The 24,475-nt window shown below is 32.7% G+C and carries 26 protein-coding genes; 9 read left to right on the top strand and 17 right to left on the bottom strand.

Features of this window, described 5'->3' with window-relative positions; translation table 11 throughout:
• The first annotated feature begins 5 nt into the window (after positions 1–5).
• Both NAT47_RS03870 and NAT47_RS03875 read left to right on the top strand, forming a co-directional pair.
• On the top strand, positions 6–1,418 hold the full coding sequence (locus NAT47_RS03870) for a sensor histidine kinase (protein WP_250580460.1): 1,413 nt from the start codon (positions 6–8) through the stop codon (positions 1,416–1,418).
• Between the two features lie 15 nt (positions 1,419–1,433).
• Positions 1,434–2,210 carry an enoyl-CoA hydratase/isomerase family protein gene (locus NAT47_RS03875; protein ID WP_250580462.1) on the top strand — a complete coding sequence of 259 codons (777 nt, stop codon included), beginning with the start codon at positions 1,434–1,436 and terminating at the stop codon, positions 2,208–2,210.
• Between the two features lie 167 nt (positions 2,211–2,377).
• On the opposite strand, the gene NAT47_RS03880 is transcribed toward NAT47_RS03875, so the two are convergent.
• The 4 genes from NAT47_RS03880 to NAT47_RS03895 form a co-directional block, all read right to left on the bottom strand.
• A complete protein-coding gene (locus NAT47_RS03880; RefSeq protein WP_250580463.1) occupies positions 2,378–3,022 on the bottom strand; it encodes an HD domain-containing protein in 645 nt (214 codons plus the stop codon).
• Between the two features lie 63 nt (positions 3,023–3,085).
• A complete protein-coding gene (locus tag NAT47_RS03885; protein WP_250580464.1) occupies positions 3,086–4,078 on the bottom strand; it encodes an acyl-ACP desaturase in 993 nt (330 codons plus the stop codon).
• A 6-nt stretch (positions 4,079–4,084) separates the two neighbouring features.
• Complete coding sequence (locus NAT47_RS03890) at positions 4,085–4,819, bottom strand: lysophospholipid acyltransferase family protein (RefSeq protein ID WP_250580465.1); 735 nt, start codon at positions 4,817–4,819, stop codon at positions 4,085–4,087.
• Positions 4,820–4,904: 85 nt separating this feature from the next.
• Positions 4,905–5,315 carry a BrxA/BrxB family bacilliredoxin gene (locus NAT47_RS03895; RefSeq protein ID WP_250580467.1) on the bottom strand — a complete coding sequence of 137 codons (411 nt, stop codon included), beginning with the start codon at positions 5,313–5,315 and terminating at the stop codon, positions 4,905–4,907.
• Between the two features lie 109 nt (positions 5,316–5,424).
• Between NAT47_RS03895 and NAT47_RS03900 the strand changes: the two genes are divergently transcribed.
• Positions 5,425–5,808 carry a hypothetical protein gene (locus tag NAT47_RS03900; RefSeq protein ID WP_250580469.1) on the top strand — a complete coding sequence of 128 codons (384 nt, stop codon included), beginning with the start codon at positions 5,425–5,427 and terminating at the stop codon, positions 5,806–5,808.
• On the opposite strand, the gene NAT47_RS03905 is transcribed toward NAT47_RS03900, so the two are convergent.
• Positions 5,773–6,909 carry a lycopene cyclase family protein gene (locus NAT47_RS03905; RefSeq protein WP_250580735.1) on the bottom strand — a complete coding sequence of 379 codons (1,137 nt, stop codon included), beginning with the start codon at positions 6,907–6,909 and terminating at the stop codon, positions 5,773–5,775. The genes NAT47_RS03900 and NAT47_RS03905 overlap by 36 nt on opposite strands.
• A 218-nt stretch (positions 6,910–7,127) precedes the next feature.
• Between NAT47_RS03905 and NAT47_RS03910 the strand changes: the two genes are divergently transcribed.
• Both NAT47_RS03910 and NAT47_RS03915 read left to right on the top strand, forming a co-directional pair.
• Positions 7,128–7,775 carry a metal-dependent transcriptional regulator gene (locus tag NAT47_RS03910; protein WP_250580471.1) on the top strand — a complete coding sequence of 216 codons (648 nt, stop codon included), beginning with the start codon at positions 7,128–7,130 and terminating at the stop codon, positions 7,773–7,775.
• Between the two features lie 2 nt (positions 7,776–7,777).
• Complete coding sequence (locus tag NAT47_RS03915; RefSeq protein ID WP_250580472.1) at positions 7,778–8,596, top strand: ZIP family metal transporter; 819 nt, start codon at positions 7,778–7,780, stop codon at positions 8,594–8,596.
• 180 nt (positions 8,597–8,776) lie between these two features.
• Here NAT47_RS03915 and NAT47_RS03925 read toward each other — a convergent pair whose 3' ends face one another.
• From NAT47_RS03925 to NAT47_RS03940, 4 genes are all read right to left on the bottom strand, one after another.
• Positions 8,777–10,996 carry a TonB-dependent receptor family protein gene (locus NAT47_RS03925; RefSeq protein ID WP_250580474.1) on the bottom strand — a complete coding sequence of 740 codons (2,220 nt, stop codon included), beginning with the start codon at positions 10,994–10,996 and terminating at the stop codon, positions 8,777–8,779.
• Positions 10,997–11,239: 243 nt separating this feature from the next.
• Positions 11,240–13,342 (bottom strand): ferrous iron transport protein B, encoded by a 2,103-nt coding sequence (gene feoB / locus NAT47_RS03930; RefSeq protein ID WP_250580475.1) that lies wholly within the window; start codon positions 13,340–13,342, stop codon positions 11,240–11,242.
• 8 nt (positions 13,343–13,350) lie between these two features.
• A complete protein-coding gene (locus NAT47_RS03935) occupies positions 13,351–13,575 on the bottom strand; it encodes a FeoA family protein (RefSeq protein ID WP_250580481.1) in 225 nt (74 codons plus the stop codon).
• Between the two features lie 100 nt (positions 13,576–13,675).
• On the bottom strand, positions 13,676–14,371 hold the full coding sequence (locus NAT47_RS03940; RefSeq protein ID WP_250580483.1) for an SCO family protein: 696 nt from the start codon (positions 14,369–14,371) through the stop codon (positions 13,676–13,678).
• Positions 14,372–14,470: 99 nt separating this feature from the next.
• On the opposite strand from NAT47_RS03940, the gene NAT47_RS03945 reads away from it, so the two are divergent.
• The gene (locus tag NAT47_RS03945) at positions 14,471–16,552 is read left to right on the top strand and encodes a M13 family metallopeptidase (RefSeq protein WP_250580484.1); all 2,082 of its coding nucleotides are present in this window, start codon (positions 14,471–14,473) and stop codon (positions 16,550–16,552) included.
• Between the two features lie 119 nt (positions 16,553–16,671).
• On the opposite strand, the gene NAT47_RS03950 is transcribed toward NAT47_RS03945, so the two are convergent.
• Genes NAT47_RS03950 through NAT47_RS03965 form a run of 4 tightly spaced genes read right to left on the bottom strand, consistent with a single transcriptional unit; the run spans position 16,672 to position 19,312 of the window.
• Positions 16,672–17,595, bottom strand: coding sequence for a DMT family transporter (locus tag NAT47_RS03950; protein WP_250580485.1), 924 nt, complete (start codon positions 17,593–17,595; stop codon positions 16,672–16,674).
• A 2-nt stretch (positions 17,596–17,597) separates the two neighbouring features.
• Positions 17,598–18,452, bottom strand: a complete 855-nt coding sequence (locus NAT47_RS03955; RefSeq protein ID WP_250580489.1) for an SDR family oxidoreductase — start codon at positions 18,450–18,452, stop codon at positions 17,598–17,600.
• An 8-nt stretch (positions 18,453–18,460) separates the two neighbouring features.
• On the bottom strand, positions 18,461–18,811 hold the full coding sequence (locus NAT47_RS03960) for a hypothetical protein (RefSeq protein ID WP_113987668.1): 351 nt from the start codon (positions 18,809–18,811) through the stop codon (positions 18,461–18,463).
• A 3-nt stretch (positions 18,812–18,814) separates the two neighbouring features.
• Positions 18,815–19,312 (bottom strand): DUF6265 family protein, encoded by a 498-nt coding sequence (locus NAT47_RS03965; RefSeq protein WP_250580491.1) that lies wholly within the window; start codon positions 19,310–19,312, stop codon positions 18,815–18,817.
• A 278-nt stretch (positions 19,313–19,590) separates the two neighbouring features.
• Here NAT47_RS03965 and NAT47_RS03970 point away from each other — a divergent pair, with 278 nt between their 5' ends.
• The 3 genes from NAT47_RS03970 (at position 19,591) to NAT47_RS03980 (ending at position 20,793) form a co-directional block, all read left to right on the top strand.
• Entirely contained in the window at positions 19,591–19,911 is a 321-nt protein-coding gene (locus NAT47_RS03970; protein ID WP_026725498.1) for a single-stranded DNA-binding protein, read from the top strand.
• Positions 19,912–20,024: 113 nt separating this feature from the next.
• On the top strand, positions 20,025–20,348 hold the full coding sequence (locus tag NAT47_RS03975) for a single-stranded DNA-binding protein (RefSeq protein ID WP_250580493.1): 324 nt from the start codon (positions 20,025–20,027) through the stop codon (positions 20,346–20,348).
• Positions 20,349–20,355: 7 nt separating this feature from the next.
• Complete coding sequence (locus NAT47_RS03980) at positions 20,356–20,793, top strand: HRDC domain-containing protein (RefSeq protein WP_250580495.1); 438 nt, start codon at positions 20,356–20,358, stop codon at positions 20,791–20,793.
• A 35-nt stretch (positions 20,794–20,828) separates the two neighbouring features.
• On the opposite strand, the gene NAT47_RS03985 is transcribed toward NAT47_RS03980, so the two are convergent.
• The 4 genes from NAT47_RS03985 to NAT47_RS04000 are packed head-to-tail and all read right to left on the bottom strand — an operon-like array spanning position 20,829 to position 24,470.
• Positions 20,829–21,731, bottom strand: coding sequence for a histone deacetylase family protein (locus NAT47_RS03985; protein ID WP_250580498.1), 903 nt, complete (start codon positions 21,729–21,731; stop codon positions 20,829–20,831).
• Positions 21,732–22,355, bottom strand: a complete 624-nt coding sequence (locus tag NAT47_RS03990) for a chloramphenicol acetyltransferase (protein WP_250580499.1) — start codon at positions 22,353–22,355, stop codon at positions 21,732–21,734.
• Positions 22,352–23,038, bottom strand: a complete 687-nt coding sequence (locus NAT47_RS03995; RefSeq protein WP_250580501.1) for an HAD family hydrolase — start codon at positions 23,036–23,038, stop codon at positions 22,352–22,354. Before NAT47_RS03995 ends, NAT47_RS03990 begins: the two co-directional genes overlap by 4 nt.
• A 7-nt stretch (positions 23,039–23,045) precedes the next feature.
• The gene (locus NAT47_RS04000) at positions 23,046–24,470 is read right to left on the bottom strand and encodes a hypothetical protein (RefSeq protein ID WP_250580502.1); all 1,425 of its coding nucleotides are present in this window, start codon (positions 24,468–24,470) and stop codon (positions 23,046–23,048) included.
• Between the last annotated feature and the right edge of the window lie 5 nt (positions 24,471–24,475).

Raw genomic sequence — 24,475 nt, forward strand, 5'->3', positions numbered from 1 at the left:
TTTCTATGATATTCTTAACGTTGATAGCTTCTGTCCTTATTGCTGCGGTTTCTATTTATCAATTTAGAAAAGAAGCTCGCGAATACCATCAAGACCGATTGGAGCGAAAAGAATCCGCTATTTCGGAACACATAAATTATGTGCTTCAAACTACAACATATCCGCTAACAACTGAAAATATTCCTTTAATTTTTAAAGAGAAAATTTTTGAATTGGCCGATATCCATAGTATGGAAATCAACTTTTTTGATTTAAAAGGGAAACTTTTAATTTCATCAAAGGCAATTTTTAAATTAGATAAAGATAAACCCAAAATTAACCCTTCTACTTTAAAAATTATTCAATCTTCATTAGATAAAAGATACATGGAGTTCTCGGTTGTTGATGACCAAACATTTCGTTCGTCTTATTCGTATTTAAAGGATACGAAATTTAAGCCTTTAGCTATTTTGAATTTACCGTATGAAGAGAATACAGAGTTTTACGATAACGAAGTAAGTAATTTTTTACTTCGATTTAGCCAGGTTTATGCTTTTATGTTATTGATTTCAGTTGTTTTATCTTACTTTTTATCGAGTTATATCACAAAATCACTAAAGATTATCAGTGATAAAATCGAGGAAACACAATTAAATCAACGTAATGAAAAAATTGTGATTGAAGACGGAAGTAAAGAAATCAATCTTCTGATTAATTCCTACAATAAAATGGTGGATAAATTGGAAGAAAGTGCCACAATTTTAGCACAAAGCGAAAGAGAACAAGCTTGGCGCGAAATGGCAAAACAAGTAGCGCACGAAATAAAAAATCCATTAACACCAATGCGATTAACCGTACAAAGTTTTCAAAGAAAATTTGATGTAAATGATCCAAATATAACCCAAAAATTAGACGATTACACTAAAACTATTTTACAACAAATTGATACGATGACAGCTGTTGCGGGTGCTTTTTCAAATTTTGCTACGATGCCAGCACAACAAAATGAAACTTTAAATGTGGTGCGAATAGTGAAAATGGCACTGGAAATTTTTAACGAAGATTATATTCAATTTTCAGCATTAGAAGACGAAATTATTGCCAAATTAGACCGAACACAACTAATTCGTGTGATTACCAATTTGGTTAAAAATGCTATTCAAGCCATTCCCGAAGAACAAGAAAACAAGCAAGTTTTTGTTACGGTTTTTAGACAAGGAAACGAGGTTAAGATAGCCGTTAAAGACAATGGAAAAGGAATTTCTACAGAAAACCAAAAACGTGTTTTCGAACCAAAATTCACTACAAAATCGAGTGGAATGGGACTTGGTTTGGCCATCATAAAAAATATTATCGAAAATTACAACGGAACGATTACCTTTGAAACGGAACCTAATGTGGGAACTGAATTTTTGGTTTCATTCCCAATTAATAAATAATCAAAACAAACAAAAATGGAAAATATTCTTATTGAAAAACAAGATGCTATTGCAATTGTAACGATTAACAGACCAACAAAATTAAACGCCCTAAATAAGGCAACTATTCAAGAATTGCACGATGGATTTAAATCGTTAAATGAAGATCAATCTGTGAAAGCAATTATTGTAACAGGTAGTGGAGAAAAAGCTTTTGTAGCAGGGGCCGATATTTCAGAATTTGCCCATTTTTCTGTAGAAGAAGGAGGGAAATTAGCAGCTCAAGGTCAGGAATTATTGTTTGATTTTGTTCAAAATTTAAGCACACCCGTAATTGCAGCTGTAAATGGTTTTGCTCTTGGTGGTGGATTAGAATTAGCGATGTCATGTCATTTTAGAGTAGCATCAGATAATGCAAAAATGGGATTGCCTGAAGTAACGTTAGGAGTTATTCCGGGTTATGGAGGAACACAGCGTTTAGCGCAATTAGTAGGAAAAGGTCGTGCCATGGAAATGATTATGACTGCTGGCATGATTGATGCCGAAACCGCTAAAAACTTCGGATTAGTAAACCACGTAGTTTCACAAGCAGAATTATTAGATTTTGCTAAAGGAATTGCTTCAAAAATTACTAAAAATTCGAGTGTAGCTATCGCAAAAGCAATACAAGCGGTGAATGCTAATTATACCGATGGAGTTAATGGTTACCAAGTAGAAATAGAAAACTTTGGTGCTTGTTTTGGAACCGAAGATTTTAAAGAAGGGACAACAGCGTTTTTAGAAAAAAGAAAAGCAGAGTTTCCTGGGAAATAGGATTTAGTTTTCAGGCATAGTTTTTAGTTTTCGAAATAAAAAGTCATTAACTGTTTTTACAATCATACGATGTGTTTAACATTTTAAAATTGATAGAAAAAGTAACAAACTAAAATAAGATTCTTAGCTGTAGTAAGTATTGTTTTAACTGAACACTACGCTGCTCACTAAACTTCCCCATCCCATTCGGCATAAAATTGGCTCAAAAAAGTTATCATGAAATCATGACGTTTTTGAGCTATTTTTTTTCCAGTTTCCGTATTCATTTTGTCTTTTAAAAGTAAGAGTTTTTCGTAGAAGTGGTTTAAAGTAGGGGCTTCACTATTCTTATATTCATCTTTATTCATATTCAAATTAGGTTGAATATTTGGGTCGTATAACGGACGATTTTTAAAGCCGCCATAATTAAAAGTACGCGCTATTCCTATAGCACCAATAGCATCTAATCGGTCAGCATCTTGCACGATTTCTAATTCTTTAGAATGAAAATTCTTTTCAAAATTTCCACCTTTAAACGAAATGTTTTCGATAATCGCAATTACATGTGAAATAATCACTTCTGAAACCTTTTGAGATTCTAAAAATTCTCGTGCAATTTGGGGCCCAATCGTTTCATCTCCATTGTGGAATTTTGAATCTGCAATATCATGAAGCAAAGCGGCTAATTTCACTACAGTCAAATCACATTCTTCTTCTTCTGCAATTAACAAGGCGTTTTTATAAACGCGTTCAATGTGAAACCAATCGTGTCCACCTTCCGCATTTTGAAGTTTTTCTTTTACAAAACGTATCGTATCGTGTATTATTTTCATATAATATTTCATAAAAAATTCCAATTTAAAACTTAAATTGGAATTTTTCAATTTTTACAATTTCTATCTTGCTAAAGCTGGTTCAACCCATTTAAATACATGACCCGTTTCAGGAATTACTAATCGCTCAGAAATTTTTATCATTCTAGCCGGTAATTTTATCAGATAATCTCTCGCCTTTTCAGCTTCATCTGTTAATCCAGAAACTTTATCGATTTCCCATTTATCAATAAGTTTTTGCATAATATCAACATAGTCAGCAGCCGTGTAAACACCAATTCGTTGCGCTGAATCTGAAAACTGTTCGAATGCAGTGCTTATTTTTTGTCCTGATTCTCTTAAAAAATGAGCAGGCATTACAATTTTATGTTTCATCATATGTTGAAAAGCCAACATCATTTCGCTAGGATCCACTTTAAAAATTTGGTTAACAAATTCACTATATGCTAAGTGATGGCGCATTTCATCTCCGGCAATCATATTACAAATTTTATGTAACTTTTTATCTCCATATTTTTTAGCAATTAAAGCTACTCGGTTGTGAGAAACATAAGTAGCCAACTCTTGAAAACTAGTATAAACAAAATTTTTGTAAGGATCATTACTAGTTCCAATATCAAAACCGTCGTTGATTAAATGTTGCGTAGTAATTTCTACTTCACGCATATTTACTCTTCCAGAAAGATATAAGTATTTGTTTAACAAGTCTCCATGACGATTTTCTTCACCTGTCCATTGACGAATCCATTTGCTCCAGCCATTTCCTTCTCCTTCTTGGTTTACCCCTTCAACTTCCATTAACCAAGATTCGTATGTTGGTAATGCTTCTTCAGTGATGGTGTCACCTACCATTGTTACCCAAAAATCGTAAGGTAGTTCTTTAGCAATTTCTCTTAATTCTTTAACTTCTTCAAAAAAAGTTTCATTTTGAGAATTTGGTAATAAATCGGTTGGTTGCCAAATTTTTTCAACAGGGATTAGGAATTCTTCCATGAAGTGATCAATTTTCTTTTCTAAAAATTGCATCACTTCTAAGCGTACATTTTGTATTGACATAGGAGGTTAATTTTTGATATATTTTTTTATTATTGTTTCAGTGTTTTCTAAAATATCTTCAAAAGAATGATCTGATATTTTTAAAGGTTTATGTACGATTAATTCTAAACTTGTTCCTAAGCCTAAAGGGAAAGTTCCAAATTTTGTGATTTTCCATGAATTATTAATCGTTACAGGAAGAAAATAAGCATCGGGTGCAAATTTGTACAGCATTTTTAAGCCATTAACTGCAAAAGGCTTAGGGGTTCCAGTTTTACTTCTTGTCCCTTCAGGAAATATTACTACTGCGTAATTATTGTTATTAATTAATTCGGCCACTTTTTTAATTTCAGGTAAAGCCTGCTTGGGATCTTTTCTGTCGATAAGAGCCGAACCACCGTGTTTTAGGTTGTAAGACACACTTGGTATTCCTTTTCCTAATTCTATTTTACTTATAAATTTTGGATGTGTTTTTCGTAAAAACCAGATAATAGTGGTGATATCATGTAAACTTTGATGATTTGCAACGATAATTAAAGGTTGGTTTTCTGGAACATTTTCCATTCCTTTAATGTGATATGTAGTGCCTAAAAAATGAGCAGTTCTAACTAAAAACCAATTTAAATAAGCCACACTCAATCGATGTGCATTGTATCCAAACACATTAAGACAAACCCATTGTATAGGATGAAAAACCAACAACCAGAGACCAAATAATAAATAATAAATTATGGATAGTGGGTAAGAAAGAATTTTTTCCATATAAATAATTATTTCAGCAAAAGTAAACTATAAAATAAAAAAACCACCATTTTTGGTGGTTTTTATTGTATGCAAGCCTAATACCTTAGCAAAATTCGTTGTAAGCGTCTTTTAAATTTTCAGCAATTAATTCGGCAGGACGTCCCTCAATATGATGACGCTCTAGCATATGAACCAATTCACCATTTTTAAATAACGCCATACTTGGAGATGACGGTGGGAAAGGAAACATTTCTGCTCTTGCTGCATCTACTGCTTCTCTATCAACTCCAGCAAAAACAGTAATTAAGTTAGCGGGTTTTTTTCCACCCTCTAAACTCATTTTTGCTCCTGGACGTGCATTTCTTGCAGCACAACCACAAACAGAATTAATCACTACTAAAGTTGTCCCTTCAGATTTAATAGCGTTTTTTACGTCTTCTGAAGTATATAAATTTTTGAAACCTGCGTCTGTTAATTCAGCACGCATTGGGTTTACCATTTCTTCTGGATACATAATGTATATTGTTATAAGTTAACGTGTCGCAAAGTTACAAAGTTTTTTGGTAGTTACAGAATCGGAATTCATAAAGATTTGTTATGTTTACATTTCTAAAATATATTGTATGAGTTTTTTAGCGGAACCTGATGAGTTTTATGTTAAAATTGGATTTTTAATCGTCTTTGTTATTGGTTATTTAATTATTCAAAAAACCAACAACTTGAAATTGACATTACAGTATGTGTTGTATTCATATGGAATTGCAATTTTACTTTTGTCGTTAACAATTTCTCATGTTTTTTCAGGATTTCCACAGGATGTTTCTGACCTAGAAGACAAGAAAAAATTACTGTATCATTTGCAAAGAAATACGGATGCTCTTGTTGAAATTACAGAAGCTTTTCGTGATTTGGTTCTAATAACATTTTTATTTTTGGTTGCAATTATTTCTAAAATCATCAAGTATTTTAAGCTAGAGAATTCTCCCCAACAAAGCCTTCACAAATAGCATTTTCGGGCATCTCCAAATCACGCGTAAATCTTCTAAAAATGAAGTTTCTTCATCTAAAAATTTAAAAATTACACTTGAATTTCCTTCTTTAAACATAGATGAAAATATTGTAGAACCTAATTCATTTTTAGAACCTAAAATATCCAAAAGCAATAAATCATAAAACCAAAATTTATCTTTTTTATGAAATTTTGTAAAGTCAGATTCTGATTTTAGAAATTGAACTAATGCTTTTGATTTTTTGGAAGCGTTTTTAAAAGTATAACCTGTACTCGCTTTTGTCCATCCGCCAGCGGAACCAATATTAATGATATTTTTCGTGTTGTGTTTCCAGAAAGGATAACACGTCATCGGAATATTACCTTGTTCTTTTTCGATGATTTCGTATTCTGTTATGCCAAGATTTGTAATGTACTTCTGAATTTCAGCTTCGTATTCTTCTTTAAAAAGTAAGTTTTTTGAAAACAAGGTATATTCTAATAACGCTTCAGTTGAAGAAGTCGGTAAAATATACATAAAACGGGTATTGCCTTTTTGTTCCACCGAAAAATCCATGAAAGTAGCGCAATTTGGAGTAAAAACCGCTTCTTTACTTTTGATATACCAACCAATAAAATGTTGATGAATTAATGGGAATTTGGTTTGTGTTGTTACAACTTCTGGATTATAAATGGAATTGAAAATTTTGTTGCAAGTAAAGGTTTCACTTACCGTTTTTACAATACAATGATCTCCTAATTCCGAAAAATCAACCACTTTTTGATTTAGAAAATGAATGTTTTTATGTTCGGAAATCTTCTTAAAAACTAATTTGTAAAAATCTAAACCATTGATTTTTTTGTATTGATAAGGTGTTAATTCTAAAACCCTATTAAATTTTTCATTCGCAAAAATCGCTTGATTCCATTTTTTTGAGACGATTCCATCAAATAAATTATGTTCATCCCAAAAGCACCAAGTTCTATCGTTTACTTTTTTAGCATTTTCATCAATTAGCAAAATGGATTTATCCTCAAATTTTCCAGATAAAAGCATTTCATTAACCGTCATCAAAGCCGATAACCCTGAACCCGTAAAAATGTAGTGATAATGTTGCATTAATAAATGGTATATCGAATTTCTAAAAAATTTCTCCTTGTATGATTTTCTATTCAAGAACCTCAAAATTAGTCAAATTTTATCAGTAATCGGAATGTTTTTGAAATCTAAAGAAAAGCTCATTCACTTAAACTTTATCAATATATTATTCGTTTTTGCCTAAAAATAAATTTAGTTATACCTAAAATATTATTTATATTTGTCAAAATAAATTGTTTATGACCATTTCGGAAGAAAATTATATTAAAGTTATTTATCATTTGTCGTTGGTTTCTCCTAGAGGTGTTAATACGAATGCTATAGCAGGAATGTTAGATACCAAAGCGTCATCAGTTACCGATATGTTGAAGAAGCTTTCAGATAAAGATTTGGTGAGTTATCAAAAATATCACGGTGTTACACTTACTGATAAAGGCTTACATTCTGCCAAAATGATTGTTAGAAAACACCGTTTATGGGAAGTTTTTTTGGTAGATAAATTAGGTTTTTCTTGGGATGAAGTGCACGAAATTGCCGAAGAATTAGAACATATCAAATCGGAGCAATTGGTTAATAAACTAGATGCTTTTTTAGGTTTTCCAATTGCTGACCCACATGGTGATCCCATTCCAAATGCGAAAGGTGTAATTCAAAAGGTTGAAAAACAACTTTTATCGGAAGTAGAGATTAACGTTTCCTTTCATTGTATTGGCGTGAAAGATTCTTCTACTGATTTTTTAAAATATTTAGATAAGCAAAAAATAGCATTAGGATCGGTAGTAAAAGTAGTTGAAAAAGAAAATTTTGATGACACTTTAATAGTTGAGATTGATGGAAAACGATTAACGATTTCAAATAAAATTGCAAATAATTTATATGTTCAATGAGTATGTTTGATTCAATTATCCATTTTTTTGAGAGTATTGACCCAATTTTAGCTGCTTTTTTAGCTACCACTTTTACATGGGGATTAACGGCATTTGGCGCTTCGTTTGTTTTCTTTTTTAAGAATATGAATCGAGTAGTGTTAGATGGAATGCTAGGTTTTACTGGAGGTGTGATGGTTGCAGCCAGTTTCTGGAGTTTATTAGCTCCTGCTATCAAAATGAGTGATGGTGATGGTTTTGTAAAAGTAATTCCGGCTGCGGTTGGATTTGCTTTGGGAGCTTTATTTATTTTCGGCTTGGATAAAATCTTGCCGCACATGCATATTAATTTCAAAGAAACAGAAGGGATGAAATCTCCTTGGCAACGCACAACGCTTTTGGTTCTAGCTATTACGTTACATAATATTCCAGAAGGTTTAGCCGTAGGTGTTTTATTTGGTGGAGTAGCAGCTGGAATTCCAGAAGCATCGATTGCTGGAGCGGTTACTTTAGCCATTGGAATTGGTATTCAAAATTTTCCTGAAGGAATTGCCGTTTCTATGCCGTTAAGAAGAATGGGAATGAGCAGAGCAAAAAGTTTTATGTACGGACAATCCTCTGCTATTGTGGAACCTATATTTGGAGTATTAGGAGCTGTTGCTGTTACTTTTTTTACTCCGATTTTACCTTATGCTCTAGCATTTGCAGCAGGAGCTATGATTTTTGTGGTAGTTGAAGAAGTTATTCCCGAAACGCAACAAGATAAAAATACCGACATTGCCACTCTAGGTTTCATAGGAGGTTTTATTCTAATGATGACTTTAGATGTGGCATTGGGTTAATGACAAGCACAATCGTCGTTGCAAGGTTTTGATTTCTTTTTGCGTTTTTTCCAAAAGAATTTTTTTACCAAAAAACCTATAGCTATGAAAAGCGAAAGATAGACTAATATTTGTTGTACATCCATAATACAAAAGTAGAAAAAGCAATCTCAAAATAAACGAGATTGTTTTTTTATTAATTTAAAATTTAGCGGCAATTCCTATAGATGCGCTAAAAGGCATTCCTGGGCGTAATCCTGCTGGCACTCTTGAAACCAAATAGGTAGTATCAAATAGGTTATTGATGTTTCCTGTTAAGCTAAAATTTTTGTTGAATTTATATTTTGACCCAAAATCTACAACTGTATTATTTGGGACAGAAAATTCATTTGGGATAGAGCCTTGACCCGCAACTGTTCTGAATTCACCATTAAATCTTGCGCCTAAAATCAATTCAAATTTTGCGTGTTCTAATGCAATTGAAGCATTAAATTGGTGCTTTGAAATGTATGGAATTTCATCCCCTTTTACGATGGTTCCCCAAGCTCCATCTGAACTTGCAAATTCGTTTACAAATTCGGTATCAGTAAAAGTATATCCAAAGGTAATTGGCAATTTGAATTTTCCGTCTTCATTTAAAACTGGATAGTTTAATAATAACTCAATTCCTTTTACATGCGCTTCACCCGCATTGAATTGGTCTAAGGTTCCAGAGCCTCCACTTGCAGCTAAGTCACTTCCTAATAAATTAGAATAGTTGTTAAAATAAGCTACAACTTCTCCTGATAAATTGTTGTGTTTAAAACGCGAACCTAATTCATAGTTTATACTTTTTTCAGCATTTGTACCTGGGGTATTTGTTGGAGGAGCAAAACCTTTGTGAACACCACCAAAGAATGATAAATTATTATTGATTCTATAATTTGTACCTACACCAGGTAACCAAACTTTTACATGATTGTCATTTTTAACTAAATTTGTTCCAGTTCTTGTTACGTCATTTGTTCCGTAGTTTTTGTTTAACAAATCGATAGTTTCAAAACGTATACCAGGTGTAACGGTTAAGTCGTTATATTTAATTTTGTACAAGGCGTGAGCTGCAAGTGCTTCTGCATAAGCGATTCTATTATCTTGTGTTCCTGGGATTCCAGCTGTTGTTAATACCATTGAACCATTAATCATAGCATAGCTGTCATTCCATTGAAATCTATCTTCGCTATCTTTGTGATAACGAACTCCCACTTCTAAGTCATGGTAAACTTCCCCAGTCAAGAAATGAAAATCTAATTTAGTTTGAACTCCTTGAGCTAAATATCCTCTGTTATTTGCACGAACTCGCAAAGCGTTATTTGGAGAGTTTTGTGCTCCTGTAACATATTCAAAGGCTAATTCATTTGTTACTGGGTCCTCTAAAATAGCATCAATGGCATAAGTTGTTCCGCCAAATCGTACATCGTTTAATTTATACCAATTTCTAGAAAATTTATTTCGGTAAGCCGTAGTGGTTACACTAAAATAGTTGCTGGTTTTTAAAGTATGTGTAACCGAAAATTGATTATTTTTAGTTGTAATGTTATCTTTTTCCGATCCTGCGTATCGCATGAAAGGAGAATTATTGAAATCATCCTCTGTTAAACCTAAATACGTTTCATTTGCATCTTCATCTGCATACACCATTTTAAATTCAATAGCATTATAGATTTTACTAGTTGGTTTAGATTGTACTCTAAATTTCGCCATTACATCATTCTTGTCAAAACCTGTGTTGGCTCCATTTGGTAAATTTTTAAATCCGTCTGAATTGTAGTTTAAAAATTGGACAACAGCACCTACCGTTTCATTTGCAATTCCAACATTTGCAACAGTTCGGCTGGTATTAAAACTTCCGTAATCGGTTAAAAATCCTGCGCTAAATTTTTTAGGAATCGGTGCAGAAACAAAGTTGATAGTACCACCTGTAGTAAAAGGACCGTACTGAATTTGGCTACTTCCCTTTAAGATTTCAACCGCACTCATACGAGCAACTGATGGGAAATAATAAGCGGCAGGAGCTGAATATGGAGCAGGAGCGATTAAAACGTTATCTTCCATTAGAGTGATTTTCGCACTTCTATCTGGTGAAGTTCCTCTTAAGCTGATATTCGGTCTTAAACCAAAACCGTCTTCCTCATACACATTTACTCCAGTTACTGTTCTTAAAACACGGTTGATATCGGTATAATTGAATTTTTGTAAATCTGCTGCTGAAATATAAGCAGCCGAACCTGTTTTGTTAGTCGCTTCAAATTTACTTCCAATGATTTGATTAGCCGAAATAACAACTTCTTTTAAGGATTTTAACGAGTCGTTTTTTGTTTCTTTATCTTGTGAAAATGCTATCCCTGAAATTAATAAGATAATTGGGGCGATTATATATTTCATTTTTATTTAGATTAATTCTACATTGCAAAATTAATTACTAAACTTTATTTAGACAAATTACAAATAATTTTTTTTCTAGATAATTTACGATTTATTAATAATAAAATGTTTTAAGTCTTAATTTTAAATATTCGTATAATTAAATCGAAAATGATGAGGTTTTAATTGACGAGATAACTTTTAATTGATTAAAATTTGGTAAAAATAGTTCGGAATTTGAATTTCATTATTTTTTTTAGCAAGTTATTTCAATAATTGATATGCAATTAAAGAAGTTACATAAGCAAATCCGCTCATGAAAACCAACTGAATTATTGGCCATTTCCATGAATTGGTTTCCTTTTTTACAATAGCTAAAGTAGAAATACATTGCATCGCAAATGCATAAAATAGTAATAAGGAAATTCCAGTAGCAAAATTGAATACTTTTATACCTGTTTCTGGATGAATTTCAGCTGCCATTCTGTTTTTTATAGTGGTTTCTTCTTCACTATGACTTCCTACACTGTATATTGTAGCTAGTGTTCCAACAAAAACTTCACGAGCGGCAAACGAACTCACCACAGCAACTCCAATTTTCCAATCATAACCTAAAGGGCGAATTATGGGTTCTATTGCTTTTCCCATATAACCAATGTAAGAGTTTTCTAGTTTATATGAATTTACTAAATCATCAAATTCCGCTGAAGAAAGAGTTTTGTTTAGGTTTTGTTCTGCAATAATTTTTTCAGCATTATTGAAGTTGTCACTTAAGCCATGAGAGCCTAAAAACCACAAAATTACCGATAATGCTAAGATGATTTTTCCAGCACCAAAAACAAAGGCTTTCGTTTTTTCTAATACATTAATTCCAACATTTTTAAACATAGGAATTTTATAGCTTGGCATTTCAACTACAAAATAGGACTTGCATTTTAATTTCAAATATCTGTTTAGTAGATAAGCTGAAAAAACAGCCATTCCAAATCCTAATAAATACAATCCCATTAAGGTTAAACCTTGTAAACTTAAAAAACCTAATACTCTTTTTTCGGGAATAATTAAAGAAATTAGAATCGCATAAACAGGTAATCTTGCCGAACAAGTGGTGAATGGCGTAACTAAAATGGTAATTAAACGTTCTTTCCAATTTTCGATATTTCTCGCCCCCATAATTGCAGGAATAGCACAAGCCGTTCCTGAAATTAAAGGCACGACGCTTTTGCCAGAAAGACCAAATTTCCGCATGATTTTATCCATCAAAAACACCACGCGACTCATGTAGCCACTTTCTTCCAGCACTGATATGAACAAGAATAAAAAGGCAATTTGAGGAACAAAAATCACAATTCCACCAATTCCTGGAATCAATCCTTCACTTATTAAATTGGTAAATTCTCCTGCTGGAAGATGTTGTTTGGCAAGCGAACTTAAATTAGCAAAGGTTTCATCAATAAAATCCATCGGAATGCTACTCCAATCAAATAAAAATTGGAAAATAAGCATTAAAATTCCAAAGAAAATCACATAACCAAAAATTTTGTGTGTCAGAATTCGGTCAATTTTTGCACGAATATCCGTTGCTTTTGAAACGTCTATTTTTTGACCTAATTTTAGCGTGTCATTGATAAACTGATAACGCTTTATAGTTTCTTTTTGTTGGAGTTTTTTTAAATCGGAATGCGATTTGGTAAACGAACTTTTGATTTCGTTTCGGTCTAAATTCAAGAAATTCACATCTTGCGTAATTACCAACCAAAGTTTGTACAACAATTGATTTGGAAACGCTCTTCTTAAGTTATTGAAATACTCTGGATCAATTGAAGACGCATTCAAACATGGTTCGGTAGAAAGAACATTATAATTCAGAATTAAATCTTTCAAATAATCAATTCCAATTTTTTTACGGGAACTTATTAAAGCAATCTTCGTTTTTAGTTCTTTTTCTAAAACCGGAATATCCAATTCAATTCCTTTCAATTTCATTCTATCCGCCATATTAATGACTAAAATGGTCGGAATTTCTAAATCTTTAATTTGGGTAAAAAGGAGTAAATTTCGTTTTAAGTTTTCCACTTCGGTCACCACAACGGCAACATCTGGAAAATCTTCATCATTTTTGTTGAGTAATAATTCAATCACCACATTTTCATCAATAGAACTAGCATTTAAGCTGTAAGTTCCAGGTAAATCGATGATTTTAGCTTTTGTGGTTTCATTTAATTTGCAAACGCCTTGCTTTTTCTCAACGGTAATTCCCGGGTAATTTCCCACTTGTTGATTCAATCCTGTTAATTCATTAAAAACCGATGTTTTGCCCACATTTGGGTTTCCAATTAAAGCAACTTTGATAGGATTTTTACTCATGAGAATTATTATTTAGTAACCGTGATTTCTTTAGCAGTTTCTATTCGAATTGCTACATGTGAATCATTTACGTTAAAATACAAAGGATCGCCTAAAGGAGCAACTTGAATTAAAGTAATGGAATTTCCAGGTAAACATCCCATTTCTAATAATTTAAGTGGGATTTCATCAAGATTAATTGAAGCTATAGTAGCTACTTCTCCAATTTTGAGTTCAGAAGAACAAATTTCCATTTCCTTATTTAGATTGAATTAAAATACAAAAGTAAAAATTATAATTGGACTTAAGTTGATTTTTATCAGTTTTAGTAAAATAATAACTTTATTTAACACCTTACTGATTTTCACTTAGCCATAAAATATCCTCCAAAAGTTGTTTCATATTTTTTGTTTTTTCATCACCTGTAGGTTGATCTAAATTGGTGCCATCGTAAAAACCACGAATTCTTTTATTTTTATCTACTAAAACAAAATTTTCAGTATGTACCATGTCGTACAATTCTTCTGGCTTGCCTGTTTTTACTGCTAAATACGATTTTCGGGCTAAATAATAGATGTCTTTTTTATTTCCAGTAACTAAATTCCATCTTGAATCATCAACCCCTTTTTCAATGGCGTATTTTTTTAAAACTTCAGGGGTGTCAATATCAGGAGTAACAGAGAAAGACAACAGTTTCACTTCTGGGTTATTTTTCAATTGATTTTGCAACCAAACCATGTTATCCGTCATTTTTGGACAAATAGTTGGGCAAGTAGTGAAAAAGAAATCGGCTACATAAATGGTGTTTTCGTAATCTTTTTGTGTAATTGTTTTACCATTTTGATTGGTAAATGCAAAATCAGAAATTTTATGATTGTTTCCAATGTGTTGCACAGTAGAATCAACTAACTCCGGATTGATATCTCTCGGAGAATAAATGGGTAAGGTTTTTTTGGGAACTAACAAACTGTATATTCCCAAATAAATGATTAGCGAAAGTATTCCAAAAATGATGAAAAACTTTTTATATGGAGCAAGAAAATTAAGCATATTTTTTTTTACAAAAATAATCCAAATTCGTGAAAATTGTAAATTAAAACCATATTCAATAGAATAAAATTTATATTTGTAGAAATAAATAAATTGGATATGGAAATAAAAACAAATTTTAAAAAAGGAGTTGCTTTTTGTGCAGCCATAGCAATTTTGCAAAGCTGTAATTCAACACAAAGCGTTACAGAAAAAAAAGAGGTTAAAACCTCTTCAGGGATTAATTTAGGATATATGGATAAATCCGTAAATCCAGCAGATGATTTTAATCGTTATGTAAACGGAACATGGTTAGATAAAACCGAAATCCCAGCCGACAGAACCCGTTGGGGAAGTTTTGATGAACTTCGTAAAAACACCGATGACGATGTTATGGCAATTTTGAAAGAAGCGATTAACGATAAAACTATCGATCCTAATTCTGATCAAGCGAAAGCCATTAATTTGTACAAATCGGTTTTAGATACGGTAACGAGAAACAAACAAGGAATCGAACCTTTAAAACCATATTTAGCAAAAATTAACGCAGTTCAAAATGCAGATCAATTAGTAGCTTTGTTAGCCGAAATGGAGCCAGAAATGGGATTAGGTTTTTTCGGAAGTTACATCGGAGCCGATGCCAAAAACAGTAACAAAAACGTAATTTATGTAGGTACAGGAAGTCTAGGTTTACCAGATAGAGATTACTATGTTTCCGATGCGCCCGACAACAAAGAAAAACGTGAAAAATACGTGGCTCACGTAACCAGAATGTTACAATTCATCGGAGAATCTGAAGCTACTGCAAATGCGAATGCAAAGAAAATTTTAGCTTTAGAAACTAAAATGTCGACTGCTACTTTAGATAGAGTAGAACGTAGAGATAGAAGAAAAACCTATAATCCAATGAGTTTTGCTGATTTACAAAAATTAGCGCCAACGGTAAAATGGGATACGTATTTCCAAAGTGTTGGAATTGGAAAAGTAGATTCTTTAGTAGTTTCGCAACCAAAATATTTACAAACGGTTGAAACCATTTTAAAAGATAACCAAGTTGAAGATTGGAAAGCCTACATGCGTTGGACCGCTTTAAGAGGTTCGGCAGGTTTATTGTCAACGGATATCGAAAATGCGAATTTTGATTTCTACGGAAAAACATTAACAGGAGCCGTAAAACAACGTCCAGCGGAAGAAAGAGCTTTAGCAACAGTTAACGGAAGATTAGGTGAAGCGTTAGGGAAGCTTTATGTGGCTAAAAAATTCCCGCCAGAAGCGAAAGAAAAAGCACAAGCCATGATTGCTAACGTAATGAAAGCTTTTGACAACCGTATTGATAATTTACCTTGGATGACCAAAGCTACTAAGGAAAATGCAAAAATCAAATTGAATAAATTCCGAGTAAAAATTGGATATCCAGATAAATGGAAAGATTACTCAGAATTACAAGTGAAATCTCCAGAACAAGGCGGAACGTATTTCGATAATTCAAAAATGTACGCAAGATGGAGTCACAAGAAGAACATCGAAAAAATGGGGAAACCTGTTGATAAAGAAGAATGGGGAATGTCGCCTCAAACGGTAAATGCGTATTTCAGCCCAACGAACAACGAAATTGTATTTCCAGCGGCGATCTTACAACCACCTTTCTACGATTACAAAGCGGACGAAGCGGTAAATTATGGTGGAATTGGAGCCGTAATTGGTCACGAAATTTCACACGGATTTGACGATTCAGGTTCAAGATATAATGCGGATGGAAACTTAGTAAACTGGTGGAGCGAAGACGACTTAAAACAATTCACCACTTTAGGAAGTGCTTTAGCAGATCAATATTCCGCTTTAGAACCATTACCAGGAATTTTTGTAGATGGTAAATTCACTTTAGGTGAAAACATCGGAGATTTAGGTGGAGTTAACGCTGCTTACGACGGATTACAAATCTATTTGAAAGCAAACGGAAACCCAGGTTTAATAGACGGATTTACGCCAGAGCAACGTTTCTTTATTTCTTGGGCAACCATTTGGAGAAGTAAAATGCGTGATGAAGCCATCAAAAACCAAGTAAAAACAGACCCACATTCTCCAGGAATGTATCGTGCTTATGTGCCGTTGCAAAACGTGGAAGCATTTTATAAAGCGTTCAATATTCAGCCAAATAACGGAATGTATGTTGCGCCAGATAAACGCGTTAAAATTTGGTAATCAAATTTAAAATAAAATCAAATCCCATCTTTAAGGTGGGATTTTTTTGTTGAATAGTAAAGATTATCGCCAAGGATTAAAAGATTATAATCTGTGAAAATTTAATCTGTAACTAAAAATTATTTCTTCTTAATCGCTCGATTCACTAAATAAAGTCCAATAATGGTTATCGTTCCTCCAATGATAATCGCCGTTGTTAAAGGTTCATCAAACAATAAATATCCAAAAAACAAAGCCACCATCGGATTGATGTAGGCATACAAACTACTGATTTCAGTCGGTAAATTTTCTAAAGCATAAATAAACGCAATAAACGTCAAAACCGAACCAAAAACCACCAAATAGCCAATCGACCACCAAGAAATCGCAGGAATTTCGCTCAACGGAACAGAAGTACCATTAAATCCAATCACGCTCGAAATCACAACGCTCGAAATCAACATTTGCAATCCCAAACTAAAATACGGATTGAAATTCGTTTTGTTTTCCTTGATATAAATCGAAGACAATGCCCAAGTAAACGTAGCAATTACCGAAAGTAAAATTCCAAAACGGAATTCAGGTTGTAAGAAATCGTTGAGGTAATCGTAAAAAATTACGCAAATTCCGCCAAAAGCTACAATCAAACCAACAACCGCTTTCCAAGATGTTTTTTGTCCGCGAAACAAACTGATGATGACAATCCAAAGTGGAAATATCGAACCAATAATCGCACCCAAACCACTCGAAATGTATTTCACGCCCCAAGTACTCAAACCATTACTTAACATGAAATTCAAAACACTCAAAACTAAAATAGTACGCCATTGACGTTTGTTTGGCCAAGGATGTTTTTTGATTAAGAAATAGAGCAAATACAATAAGCCTCCAAAAAGTTGACGCAGTGCTACCAATTGCATCGGAGGCATGTGTTTTACACCTTCTTTGGAAGCAATCCAAGTGGTTCCCCAGAAAAAACTAATCCAAATTAATGCTAAAATCGGCAAGCCAATCGCATTTTTCTTTTGCTTGATGTAATTGTGAAATACGCTAAAATAAGCCATTACTAAATTTCTTTTTGGAACGAATAGTCCAAAATCGTTTCTACTTTTTTACTAGAAATCATTTTGCCTTTCGATTCCGAATTTTCCGCAAAGGTAGGAAATGGCAAATTGAATATTTCCGCTTTTTTGTGATAATATGCTTTACGAGTTGGATGTTGAGGTGCCACAGCGTTAAAGGTTTGATTCCATTCCCAATTGTCATGCTGAACTTGTTTTAGTATCTTTTCAATAACTCCAATACAATCTTCTCTTTCAATCATATTTACGGGAGCATCCGGATTTTCAACATTCGTTCTTCCTGCTAAAAATTTCACCGGATGACGATCATCACCAAGTAAACCACCAAAACGAATTACTGTAGTTTTAAAATTTGGATTCGATTGCAAAAGAGTTTCAGTAATAACTAATTGTTTACCACTTTCGGTATCGGGATTGGGTTTTGTTTCTTCTGTCACTTCGAGCGGAGTCGAGAAGTTTTTTGAATCACCATAAACCGAAGTCGAACTCACAAAAATAACTTTCTGAATGCCCGATTTTTCGATAAAAGGAATCAACGTTTTTATTTTATTTACAAATCTCATTTCGTTAGAAGTCGAAGTTTCTCTTCTCAACCCTGGTGGAATATCAATAATCAAAACATCGGTTTCTTTCAGAAAACCTTCCATATTTCCAATGATTTGATGTTCCTCCAATTGAATTTGGAAAGGTAAAATTCCTGAGTTTTCCAACACTTCTAACTTACTTTCCGAAGTCGTAGAACCTTTTACTTCGTAACCTTTTGAAAGCAATGATTTGGCTAAGGGTAAACCGAGCCAACCGCAACCGAGTATGGCAATCTTTTTTCTTTCTTCTTTCATCTATCTTCTTAACTATCTTTCTTCACCAACATATAAAAATCGTCTTCCAAAGCACGATAGCCTTGGTCGTACAAAAAGAAATAGGTGTTACCGGTTTTGGTTTGTAACATACTCGTAAAAAACTCAAAATCGAAACCTTTACTAAGTAATTTGGTTTTTGTGGTTTTTCCTTTGTCTTCTGGGTTGAGTTCACACAAAATGCGGTAATTTTTACGCAATTTGTTATTTATGTTGCGCATCAGATTGTTCTGATCTTTGTTCATTTTGTTGTTGTACGCATTGCGGCAACCATCCGAACAAAACTTTTTGTCTTCGCGACCAATGATTTTATCGCCACATTCTAAACAGGTTTTACTCATGGCTTACTTCTTAAAATTAAACTTCATTTCTTTACTACTATCCTCAAAAACCACGTAAATATTGATTTCATTATCCGAAATTTTCTCAAACGTAAATTTATCGAAATATACATGTGTTGGGGTGACTTTTACCAATCTAAAATTCAAACTTACTTCCGCCTTTTCCCAACCTTTTAATTCGCCATCAAAGTGTTTGAGTTGTAATAAAAGGGTTTTCTCTTTCTCAATAATGTGTCCCAATTCATAGAAAGCGACTTTTCCATCCACAACTAATTTGAAGTTAAACATCATGGAATTCCCAATCGGTTCGCTCCACGTTTCTTGACAAATACCACCTAAAGCTTTGCCTTTCCAATTGCCTACAATCCATTTTACATCTTGTAAAGTGGCTTTTGGCGAACCTTTTTCATCGTTGTAATTTAAGGTGTTTTGTGCAAATGTGGTAAACGAACAAATAAAAAGTAAAAAATAAATACTTTTTTGGAAGAGAGATTTTTTCATCTGTAAAGTCTTATAGTAAAAGCGAATATACAAAAATAATTTCCATTTACAAACGCTTACAAATATTTACAACCGATATTAAATAGCTAATTACCGAATAAACTTTTTTTCTCGCCACATCTTTGCACTGTCGAAATGAAACAACGAGTTCAAGTTCAAAAACAAGAGCAAGTTCAAATTTCAAAACATTAGATTTTTTAAATTATTCCAATTTCTTAAATCTGTGTTCCAAAAAAGAATCAATATTAATTTTATAAACATTTAAATTTTTACACGCCATGAAAAACAGAGTACAATTAATCGGACATGTAGGTCAAGAACCAGAAATCAAAAACTTAGAATCTGGAAGAGTAGCTAACTTCACAATCGCTACGAATGAAAATTACACCAACGCCAAAGGTGAAAAAGTAGAACAAACCGAATGGCACCGCGTTTCCGCTTGGGGAAAAACAGTAGACATTATTGAAAAATTATTAACCAAAGGAAGTCACGTTGCCATCGAAGGTAAACTAACCCACAGAAGTTACGACGATAAAGACGGAAACAAACGTTATATCACGGAAGTGGTTGCTAATGAATTGGTTTTATTAAGTAAATGAAATAGATCAAATTCAAGTTCAAAATTCAACACACAGATTTTTTAAGTTATTACAATTTCTTAAATCTGTGTTCCTAAAAATCAAGTAACACAAACATTAAATATTTATACGCCATGAAAAACTCAGTACTATTAATCGGACACGTTGGTCAAGAACCAGAAATCAAAAACCTTGAAGGAGGAAAAAAATTAGCAAACATCAGTATCGCTACAAACGAAGTGTATTATCGCGAAAACGGTGATAAAGTGGAACAAACCCAATGGCACCGAGTAACTGCTTGGGGCAAAACAGCCGAAATTATCGAACGATTTGTAACCAAAGGAAAAGAAATCGGAATTGAAGGAAAGTTAACCCACAGAAGTTACGACGACAAAGACGGAAACAAGCGCTATGTTACAGAAGTTGTTGCCAATGAAATTTTGTTAATCGGTAAATAAGGATGTTATGCAAGTTAGAGTGTTTTCAATCCGTTTGGATGCTGCCTTTTTGGAGTACGATCAGCAACAATTGAATGCTTTTTTGAATACAGTAACGTTTAAAAAATCAAGCACACAATTTGTTGAAATTGATGAAGCGCATTGGTCGGTTATTGTTTATTATGAAACAGAAGAACAACAAAAACCAGAGCGATTAGAACGAAAATCGTACGAAGATTTGAATCCGAAAGACAAACAAGTTTACGGTTATTTGAATCAATGGAGAAACGAAAAATCAGAAGCTTTAAAATTGAAAAAGTATATGATTTGTCACAATTCAGAATTAATCGATTTAGCCATGTACAAGCCAAGCAACTTAGATGAATTACAACAAATCAAAGGTTTCGGGAAACAAAAATCGGAGCGATTCGGAGAAGATATTTTAGCTATTTTGAATGCTGTTTGAGAAAAGACCACCAGCGAAAGTTGGTGGTTTTTTATTTAAAACAAAATGTCTTTTGCTGCTCGATACGTATTGGCATGTGCTTCAATAATCGTTTTGATTTCAGGAGAATAACCTCCACCCATGCTTACTTGAACGGGAATTTGATAACGCTCACAATTTTGAAAAACAATTTCGTCTCTTTTTTTACAACCATCGATAGAGCAACCTAATTTCCCTAATTTATCAGAAGCTAAAATATCAACTCCAGCCAAATAGAAAATGAAATCAGGTTTTTGTTCTTCTATTAATTTTGGAATAATTTCGGAAATGGTTTTCAAAAAATCTTCATCCGAAGTATTGTCTTCAAACGCAATGTCTAAGTCAGAAGTTTCTTTTTTAAACGGATAATTCGATTTCCCATGGGTAGAAAAGGTAAACACTTTATCGTTTTTTTGAAAAATTTCTGCCGTTCCATTCCCTTGATGCACGTCCAAATCGATGATTAAGATTTTTTTTGCTAGTTTTTTATCTAATAAATGTTGAGCAGCAATGGCTTGGTCATTTAATAAACAAAAGGCTTCACCGCGATTGGAGTAGGCATGATGCGTTCCACCTGCAATATTGAACGCTACTTTGGTTTCAAACGCTTTTTCAGCGCCTAAAATGGTTCCTTGTGCAATTCGTAATTCTCTTTCTACTAATTCTTTGGAAAGTGGGAATCCAATTTTTCTCGCTGCTTTAGGATCTAACGTTAAATTCAGTAAATCGGAAACATATTCTTTTGTGTGAATCCTTAAAACTGTGTCAATCGGTATAATTTCGGGTTCAAAAAAATCACTTTTTTCAGCAATGCCTTCATGTAGTAATTGTTGTGGTAACAATTCGTATTTTAACATTGGAAAGCGATGTCCTTCGGGTAACGGATGTTTAAAAATAGGATGAAATGCAATGGGAAACATTTACGAATTCATTAAATTTTGTAATTCTTCAATAAACAATCCAATGTGGTAACCATCAACGAGTCCGTGATGAGCGGTTACAGAAATCGCCATTGTTTTCTTTCCGCTTTCTTCCATTACTTTTCCATATGAGATTTTCGGGCAACTATCCGCAAATTTAAAATTTCTCGCATGAGTTAAACCTGTAAAATTGATCCAAGGAACTGCCGAAAAATGAATAATATTTTCAGGATATTTTCTAGTTAAAATTCCGGTTGTAGTTTGAATTCTTGCGATTTCTTTTTGGACTATTTTATGGAATTCATTTATATCTTCATGAAACTTCATGAAGGAAAATCCAAACGTTTTATCGTCACGCATGATGGTTGCCGATGCATCTATTTCATCATAAAGGACTACATTTTCGCCTTCGATTCGTAGACGAAAATTTTCTATCTTATTAATTGCAACTAAAGTTTTATGCAAATAATATACAAAGAACGAAATTTGATTTGCCTTAGCTCGTTCCATTGCAATAGTGCAATCAATCGTTGAGGTAATTCCAAAAAAAGGTTCGTCAAATGCTGAAAAAAAATCAAAATGCCCTTTTCGGTTCCAATTCTTCAAATCTATGTTTTGTTTCATATCAATAAAGGAAGAATGTTAGATATGTTTTCAAATGATTTAAAGTTATCGTGCTTGATTTCGAAATCAATTTTCTCGTATTCCCAAGTAGTGTGGTATGGAATGTGAATTGCATGTCCACCAATGTTCAAAACAGGTAATACATCCGATTTTAATGAATTTCCAATCATTAGAAAATCTTCAGGTTTGCAATCCAAACGGCCTAACATTTTCTCGTAATCCAACTCGGCTTTGTCACTCAACACTTCAATATGATGAAAAAAAGGTCCAATTCCAGAATCGTGTAATTTTCTGTGTTGGTCTTTTAAATCGCCTTTTGTAGCTACTACCAATTTATATTTTCCTTTCAATTGTTCCAAAACAGATTCAACATTAGGTAACAATTTGACAGGTTTTTGAAGTAAATCTTTTCCGATGGCTAAAATTTGCTCAATCCCTTTCCCCGAAATTTGATGATTTGTCAATTGCAAGGCAGTTTCAATCATCGACAAGGTAAACGCTTTAATTCCGAAACCATACAAAGGCAAATTTTTCACCTGATGATTCAAAATCAATCCCAAAATTTCCTGACTCGAAGCATAATCTTGAAACAAGACACAAAAGCGTTCTTGCGCCTCATCGAAATAAGGTTCGTTGTGCCATAAAGTGTCGTCTGCGTCGAAAGCGATTATTTTTGGAGTCATGAAAAAATTAGAATTTATATATTGTTACTTTTTCCTGTTTGTTTTTATGGGCAAAAAGATAAAAATGGTTATTACTTTCAAAAAGAGTTAAAAAATTTTCTTTTAAATTATTATTTTCAACGTAACTTCTAACATTATCATAATTTGAAGTCACATTTTTCAAATCTGTTGGTTTGAAATTTGAAGATGATATACAACTTCTAATATATACAACAACTTTATCGGAATAAGAAGTAATTGATGAGCCTGAGCCATCATTAATAATTGCTGCTGCAATACCTCCAACTAACCCAAACATTCCAAGCATTTGATAAGATTGTTGTCTTGGATAAGAAACTCCAGCTATAGATAAATAATAATTACCGTTTGAAAGGAATCCTGTTATTGAAGGATTTTTAGCAAAACTTTTTCTCAAGAATTTCTCTTCATTTTTAAGAATTTCTCTGTTTTTTATACCTCCAACTTCTTCTATAAGTTCTGAATTGATATATTGATGACCTTCTGTAGCGGTTATTGAAAAAGAGTTAAGTGTTTTATTGTCAAAGTTTTTAATAATGATTGAAATTCTTTCATTGCTAAATTTTGCAATAAAAATTTTATTGTCAATTACAAAAGAATTCGTTTCCTTAGATAAAAATGAATCAATTGAATTTTCATCCTGCTTAGAAATATTGTGGCTATTTGCAGTAAAATCTTTTAAAGACAGTATTACAAATTGACTAAAATTATTATTTACATCTGATGAAATAATTATTCTTTCATTATCAACATAAATTTTCTTTTTTTCCGTTGCATGAACAGAGTTAAAGTTAATTTTATCAGTTAAAAATATTGGAAAAGAAGCCTTATAAACTGTTCCGTTTTCGTCATTTAAAAAATCCCAAAATTTTATTTTTTGATTTAATGAATTGACAAAACTCATATTAGAGCAGTCAAATGATTTTTTTTCTACTGTTAGACCATTAAATCTATAATAATTTATAATTGATGCTTCTTTAGTTACAGTAATAACATTAAAAAATGCATCTTTTGTATAACTAGATAACGTTTTTTCATTACTCTCAATGGGGTAATTTATTTCATTTTTAATAATCTTTTTATTTTCAAAATCAATAGTTAGTACCTCCAATGTTTTTTTGTTCTTTTTCCAATAAGTGTAGAATAAATTTTCTTTTATACTATTACCAATGAAATCTCCAGACTTATCAATTTCTGTATGTTCAAACCTACTTAATACATTAAAACTTTTGTCAGCTTTTATTAATTCAATGTTTTCTTTATTTTTTAAAATAAGTGCATAATCATTGTTATTAGGGTCTTCAATACGATAAAAACTTTTAATCTTGTCAAGATTAATATCTATTGAATTTACTAACTCTTGAGAGAAAGTTAATTTTGAGAACAAAAAAAACAGTAAAATAAACTTTTTCATAGTTA

The sequence above is a fragment of the Flavobacterium fragile genome, assembly GCF_023634865.1.
Taxonomy (GTDB): domain Bacteria; phylum Bacteroidota; class Bacteroidia; order Flavobacteriales; family Flavobacteriaceae; genus Flavobacterium; species Flavobacterium fragile.

Bases quoted from the DNA above. Each gene is read 5' to 3' on its own strand.
- NAT47_RS03870 (WP_250580460.1), top strand. From the start codon at position 6: ATGATATTCTTAACGTTGATAGCTTCTGTCCTTATTGCTGCGGTTTCT.
- NAT47_RS03875 (WP_250580462.1), top strand. From the start codon at position 1,434: ATGGAAAATATTCTTATTGAAAAACAAGATGCTATTGCAATTGTAACG.
- NAT47_RS03880 (WP_250580463.1), bottom strand. From the start codon at position 3,022: ATGAAAATAATACACGATACGATACGTTTTGTAAAAGAAAAACTTCAA.
- NAT47_RS03885 (WP_250580464.1), bottom strand. From the start codon at position 4,078: ATGTCAATACAAAATGTACGCTTAGAAGTGATGCAATTTTTAGAAAAG.
- NAT47_RS03890 (WP_250580465.1), bottom strand. From the start codon at position 4,819: ATGGAAAAAATTCTTTCTTACCCACTATCCATAATTTATTATTTATTA.
- NAT47_RS03895 (WP_250580467.1), bottom strand. From the start codon at position 5,315: ATGTATCCAGAAGAAATGGTAAACCCAATGCGTGCTGAATTAACAGAC.
- NAT47_RS03900 (WP_250580469.1), top strand. From the start codon at position 5,425: ATGAGTTTTTTAGCGGAACCTGATGAGTTTTATGTTAAAATTGGATTT.
- NAT47_RS03905 (WP_250580735.1), bottom strand. From the start codon at position 6,909: ATGCAACATTATCACTACATTTTTACGGGTTCAGGGTTATCGGCTTTG.
- NAT47_RS03910 (WP_250580471.1), top strand. From the start codon at position 7,128: ATGACCATTTCGGAAGAAAATTATATTAAAGTTATTTATCATTTGTCG.
- NAT47_RS03915 (WP_250580472.1), top strand. From the start codon at position 7,778: ATGTTTGATTCAATTATCCATTTTTTTGAGAGTATTGACCCAATTTTA.
- NAT47_RS03925 (WP_250580474.1), bottom strand. From the start codon at position 10,996: ATGAAATATATAATCGCCCCAATTATCTTATTAATTTCAGGGATAGCA.
- feoB (WP_250580475.1), bottom strand. From the start codon at position 13,342: ATGAGTAAAAATCCTATCAAAGTTGCTTTAATTGGAAACCCAAATGTG.
- NAT47_RS03935 (WP_250580481.1), bottom strand. From the start codon at position 13,575: ATGGAAATTTGTTCTTCTGAACTCAAAATTGGAGAAGTAGCTACTATA.
- NAT47_RS03940 (WP_250580483.1), bottom strand. From the start codon at position 14,371: ATGCTTAATTTTCTTGCTCCATATAAAAAGTTTTTCATCATTTTTGGA.
- NAT47_RS03945 (WP_250580484.1), top strand. From the start codon at position 14,471: ATGGAAATAAAAACAAATTTTAAAAAAGGAGTTGCTTTTTGTGCAGCC.
- NAT47_RS03950 (WP_250580485.1), bottom strand. From the start codon at position 17,595: ATGGCTTATTTTAGCGTATTTCACAATTACATCAAGCAAAAGAAAAAT.
- NAT47_RS03955 (WP_250580489.1), bottom strand. From the start codon at position 18,452: ATGAAAGAAGAAAGAAAAAAGATTGCCATACTCGGTTGCGGTTGGCTC.
- NAT47_RS03960 (WP_113987668.1), bottom strand. From the start codon at position 18,811: ATGAGTAAAACCTGTTTAGAATGTGGCGATAAAATCATTGGTCGCGAA.
- NAT47_RS03965 (WP_250580491.1), bottom strand. From the start codon at position 19,312: ATGAAAAAATCTCTCTTCCAAAAAAGTATTTATTTTTTACTTTTTATT.
- NAT47_RS03970 (WP_026725498.1), top strand. From the start codon at position 19,591: ATGAAAAACAGAGTACAATTAATCGGACATGTAGGTCAAGAACCAGAA.
- NAT47_RS03975 (WP_250580493.1), top strand. From the start codon at position 20,025: ATGAAAAACTCAGTACTATTAATCGGACACGTTGGTCAAGAACCAGAA.
- NAT47_RS03980 (WP_250580495.1), top strand. From the start codon at position 20,356: ATGCAAGTTAGAGTGTTTTCAATCCGTTTGGATGCTGCCTTTTTGGAG.
- NAT47_RS03985 (WP_250580498.1), bottom strand. From the start codon at position 21,731: ATGTTTCCCATTGCATTTCATCCTATTTTTAAACATCCGTTACCCGAA.
- NAT47_RS03990 (WP_250580499.1), bottom strand. From the start codon at position 22,355: ATGAAACAAAACATAGATTTGAAGAATTGGAACCGAAAAGGGCATTTT.
- NAT47_RS03995 (WP_250580501.1), bottom strand. From the start codon at position 23,038: ATGACTCCAAAAATAATCGCTTTCGACGCAGACGACACTTTATGGCAC.
- NAT47_RS04000 (WP_250580502.1), bottom strand. From the start codon at position 24,470: ATGAAAAAGTTTATTTTACTGTTTTTTTTGTTCTCAAAATTAACTTTC.